This window comes from Stenotrophomonas sp., assembly GCF_032099025.1.
Taxonomy (GTDB): Bacteria; Pseudomonadota; Gammaproteobacteria; order Xanthomonadales; family Xanthomonadaceae; genus Stenotrophomonas.
The window spans coordinates 1-4179 of record NZ_DAMCID010000036.1 but is presented as its reverse complement, the minus strand read 5'-3'; the positions used below and the strand labels follow the sequence as shown (position 1 = coordinate 4179).

Sequence of the window (4179 nt, the reverse complement as noted above, 5' to 3'; positions counted from 1 at the left end):
TTCTTGTTGAAGGGGGCGCGCCAACGGCGCGGGGTCAAGGTGGAATGCGTGGGCATCGGGTGCCGCAGGCGCCGGTTGCCAACATCACCGTCATCCTGGTGCGTTGCCATTGACCTGTGGGTGTCACGACCAACAGTCGTGACCTACCGAAGCGGTGGCTACGCCACCGCTTCTTCCTCCACCGTCGGGCCATCCCAGATCGCATGCCCGGCCTTCTTGCGCAGCTTGGCCAGGCGCGCTTCATGCGCCTCGCGTTCCGAGGCGGTGGCCACCACGCGCGGGCGCGGCAACAGACGCGAGGTGTCGAACGCCTGGGCGTGGGCCGTGCCCGGCCGCGCCTCATTGGCCGACCCGAACCCGATCTCTTCCTGGCCGGACGTCAGCGCGATGTACACGTCGCCCAGGATCTGGGCATCGAGCAGGCCGCCGTGCAGCTGGCGGTGCGCGTTGTCCACGCCCAGCCGCTTGCACAGGGCATCGAGCGAGTTTCGCTGGCCGGGATAGCGCTCGCGCGCCATCTTCAGCGTATCGATCACGGTGCAGCGGTCGGTGATCTTGCCGTAGTGGTCGCCCAGCAGCGACAGCTCGTAATCCAGGAAGCCCAGATCGAACGCGGCGTTGTGGATGATCAGCTCGGCGCCGTCGATGTAGGCCAGGAATTCCTCGGCGATCTGCGCGAAGACCGGCTTGTCGGCCAGGAACTCCAGGGTCAGGCCGGTGACTTCCTGCGCGCCCTGTTCGAACTCACAATCCGGCTTGAGGTACTGGTGGAAGTTGCTACCGCTCGGACGGCGTTCGAGCAGCTCCACACAGCCGATTTCGACGATGCGGTTGCCCTTCCGCCATTCCAGGCCGGTGGTTTCGGTATCCAGGATGATCTGACGCATGGGCTCAGTGTACCGGGCCGGCGGCGCGGATACGGATCGCGGCGTCGCGCGCCAGCGTATCCACGCGCTCGTTGTCGGGGTCGCCCGAATGGCCCTTCACCCAGCGCCAGTCGATGGTGTGCTTCAGCGTGGCCGCATGCAGCCGCTCCCACAGGTCGCGGTTCTTTACCGGGTCACCGCCGGCCGTCTTCCAGTTCTTGCGGATCCAGCCCGGCATCCACTGGGTCAGCCCCTGACGCACGTACTGCGAATCGGTGTACAGCACGATGTCACACGGTTCGGTCAGCGCTTCCAGGCCGGAAATGGCGGCCATCAACTCCATGCGGTTGTTGGTGGTGTGCGCTTCGCCGCCGCTCAGTTCGCGCTCGTGCCCCTTGTAGCGCATCAACGCGGCCCAGCCGCCGGGGCCGGGGTTGCCGAGGCAGGAACCGTCGGTGTGGATTTCAATGGTTTTCAATACAACTCCAGATCAGGTCGCCACGGTGCCGTGCCAACGGCGTACCGGCAGTGGCGTGGGTCCCGGCAGGGCCAGGGTGCGTTTTTCGGCGGTATACAGGCAGGCGGCGCGCAACGGCGCCAGGCTGCTGCGGTCGGGGTCGCGGTCGCGCCACATCGGGCCCAGCCAGGCCAGCTCCGTGCAGGCCAGGCCGGCCTGCTCCAGGGTGTGGCGCAGGCGCTGCGGCGTGCGCACCACCAGCCCATGCCGGCGCCATTGGCGGCGGAACGGGCTGAACGGGTTGAGCGTGGACAGCCACAGCCGGCCGCCGGGCATCAGCACGCGCGCGCATTCGGCGATGAGCTGTTCGGCATCGCGGGCAGTGACATGCTGCAGCACGATGGCGTTGAGGCTCTCACTGGGCAGCGGCAACGGCAGCGCACAGGTGGCGTCGCCGGCGTAGCCGCCCGGGCGGCGGTACAGGCGCAGCCCCTGGCCCGGCAGCTCGGCCGCGTCGGCCCACGCCGGGGTCGGCGCGATCCACAGCCAAGGGGTCACGGGGTGTGCCGCCAACAGGGGAACCAGGCGCTGGCGCTCCAGTTCACACAGCATGCGCGCCGGTTCAGTATCAAACCAGGATGCGACTGACGCTTGACGGGGGCTCGGCGTGGCGGGCATGGTCCAATTCTATGCGACTGACTGCCCTACCCGCATTTGCGGACAACTACATCTGGGCGCTGGTTGACAGCGCCGGCCGGGCGATCGTGGTCGACCCTGGCGATGCCGCCCCCGTTCTGGCCGCCGCAGCGCAGCAGAACTGGGTTCCCCACACGATTCTGCTCACCCACCACCACGACGATCACATCGGCGGCGTGGCGGCGCTACAGGCCCGGTACGCAGGGCTGGAGGTGGTGGCGCCTGACGATCCGCGCATTCCCCATGCCACCCGCCGGGTCGCCGAGGGTGAACACGTTCAGGCATTGGGCCTGGAGATCGACGTAGTATCCGTGCCCGGACACACCCGGTCGCACATCGCGTTTCACACCGCTGAACATCTTTTCAGTGGCGATTCGCTGTTCAGCCTGGGCTGTGGACGGATGTTCGAAGGTACGCCACCCCAGCTCCTGGCATCCCTGCAGAAGCTGGCGTCCCTGCCGCCGCACCTGTTGCTGTGCTGCGGCCATGAGTACACCGTGTCAAATGCCGTCTTCGCGCGGCATGTCGACCCCGCCAACGCCGCGCTCGCGCGACGCCAAGAGGAGGCCCTGGCCATGCGCCGCGATGAACGCTCCACGCTGCCCGTTTCACTGGCCAGCGAGCTGGAATGCAATCCGTTCCTGCGAACCGATACCCCCGAGATCCGTGCTGCGGTCAGCGCACACCTGGGTCGCCCCGTCACCGATGAAGTCGATGTCCTTGCAGGTCTGCGGGGCTGGAAAGACGGATTCCGAACATGACCCGGCGATGGATGCCGCTCGCGTTGGGCCTGGCGGTCGCCTTGGCCGGCAACGCGGGCGCCCAATCGCTGGGCGCGGGCATGTCGCAGAACGTGGCCGGGCTGTCGCAGCTGCCGCTGGACGCCGCCGCGCTCCCACCCGCCTCGGTACGCAACGGCCAGGAGATCTTCGCCAGCTTCCGCGACGGCCTGGCCGAACCGACCTGCAATGCAGAAGCCACCAGCCCGCGCTGGCAGAAGCAGTTCGCGCATGCGCCGTCACGGCTGGCCAACCAGGATGACGACGCGCTGGTGCTGTTCGGGTATGTGGTCGAAGAGCTGCGCGCGGCCAACCTGCCCACCGAATTCGCGCTGATCCCGTTCGTGGAAAGCGGCTACCGGCCCAATGCCCGCAACGGCAGCGGTCCAGCAGGACTGTGGCAGTTCATTGCCACCACCGCCAAGAACCATCGCGTGCAGATGACCAACGGCTACGACGGCCGGTTGTCGGCAGTGGACTCCACGCAGGCAGCGGTGCGTTATCTCAAGACGCTCCACGGCATGTTCGGGGGCGACTGGCGCCTGGCCACCATGGCCTACAACGCCGGCGAATACCGGGTGCTGCAGTCCCTGCGCAAGGCCGGCATGAATGCGCAGAACGCCCGCCCGGCCGAACTGCCGGGGCTGTCGCCGATCACCTACTCCTATGTAGAGAAGCTGCACGCCCTGGCCTGCGTGCTGGAGAACGCGGAAACGTCGCCGGGCGTGATGGCCTCGCTGGACCGCACCGTGCCGGTGCTGAAGGGCCACACCCTGCCCGCGGGCACCAGCGTGCAGCAGTGGGCCGCCCAGCGCTCGCTGGACCCGGCCCGCATTGCCCGGCTCAACCCGGCCCTGGCCAGCGGCAAGGGCCGCCCCAGTGGGCAGGTCACCCTGCTGGCCCCGGCCACGCACGCGCCGGTGGATGCCACGGTGATGCTGGCCAAGGCCGACGTTCCCGCGGCCGACACGGCCGGCCCCACCACCGAGACGCAGACCGCCCGACGTGCGGTGGCCAGTGCCGACCGGCCGCGCGCGCGCCGTCATACGGTGCGCAATGGCGAATCCGCCTGGACCATCGCCAAGCGCTACGGCATGCCGTTGAAGGCGTTGCTGTCGCTGAACAACCTGAGCGGCAGCAGCGTGCTGAAGCCCGGCGCGGTATTGCGCGTAGAGGATTGAGCCACGCCGTTGCCGGCGAGCACAAAAAAAGGCCCGGCAATGCCGGGCCTTCTGCTTTCAGGGCGCCGGCCAATGGCCGGCACCCTCAGGCAACCGTTACAGGTTGCCCTCCTCGATCTGCACCTTGTAGTGCTTGCGCATGGATTGGACGAACGCCCTGGCCGAGGCCATGCCGTCCATCTGGTCCAGCTGCTGCTTGA

General features: G+C 67.9%; 5 protein-coding genes. 2 read left to right on the top strand and 3 right to left on the bottom strand.

Features of this window, described 5'->3' with window-relative positions; translation table 11 throughout:
• Nucleotides 1-158: 158 nt before the first annotated feature.
• From dnaQ to RT456_RS17795, 3 genes are read right to left on the bottom strand one after another with little or no spacing between them, the layout of a single operon-like run.
• Entirely contained in the window at nt 159-887 is a 729-nt protein-coding gene (gene dnaQ / locus RT456_RS17805) for a DNA polymerase III subunit epsilon (protein ID WP_313348557.1), read from the bottom strand.
• Nucleotides 888-891: 4 nt separating this feature from the next.
• The gene (gene rnhA / locus RT456_RS17800) at nt 892-1344 is read right to left on the bottom strand and encodes a ribonuclease HI (RefSeq protein WP_313348555.1); all 453 of its coding nucleotides are present in this window, start codon (nt 1342-1344) and stop codon (nt 892-894) included.
• Between the two features lie 12 nt (nt 1345-1356).
• Nucleotides 1357-2001, bottom strand: coding sequence for a methyltransferase domain-containing protein (locus RT456_RS17795; protein ID WP_313348553.1), 645 nt, complete (start codon nt 1999-2001; stop codon nt 1357-1359).
• Between the two features lie 11 nt (nt 2002-2012).
• On the opposite strand from RT456_RS17795, the gene gloB reads away from it, so the two are divergent.
• Nucleotides 2013-2780 carry a hydroxyacylglutathione hydrolase gene (gene gloB, locus RT456_RS17790; protein ID WP_313348552.1) on the top strand — a complete coding sequence of 256 codons (768 nt, stop codon included), beginning with the start codon at nt 2013-2015 and terminating at the stop codon, nt 2778-2780.
• Nucleotides 2777-3979, top strand: coding sequence for a transglycosylase SLT domain-containing protein (locus tag RT456_RS17785; RefSeq protein ID WP_313348551.1), 1203 nt, complete (start codon nt 2777-2779; stop codon nt 3977-3979). The genes gloB and RT456_RS17785 overlap by 4 nt, the downstream gene beginning before the upstream one ends.
• The last annotated feature ends 200 nt before the right edge of the window (nt 3980-4179 follow it).

Bases quoted from the DNA above. Each gene is read 5' to 3' on its own strand.
- dnaQ (WP_313348557.1), bottom strand. From the start codon at position 887: ATGCGTCAGATCATCCTGGATACCGAAACCACCGGCCTGGAATGGCGG.
- gloB (WP_313348552.1), top strand. From the start codon at position 2,013: ATGCGACTGACTGCCCTACCCGCATTTGCGGACAACTACATCTGGGCG.
- RT456_RS17785 (WP_313348551.1), top strand. From the start codon at position 2,777: ATGACCCGGCGATGGATGCCGCTCGCGTTGGGCCTGGCGGTCGCCTTG.
- RT456_RS17795 (WP_313348553.1), bottom strand. From the start codon at position 2,001: ATGCCCGCCACGCCGAGCCCCCGTCAAGCGTCAGTCGCATCCTGGTTT.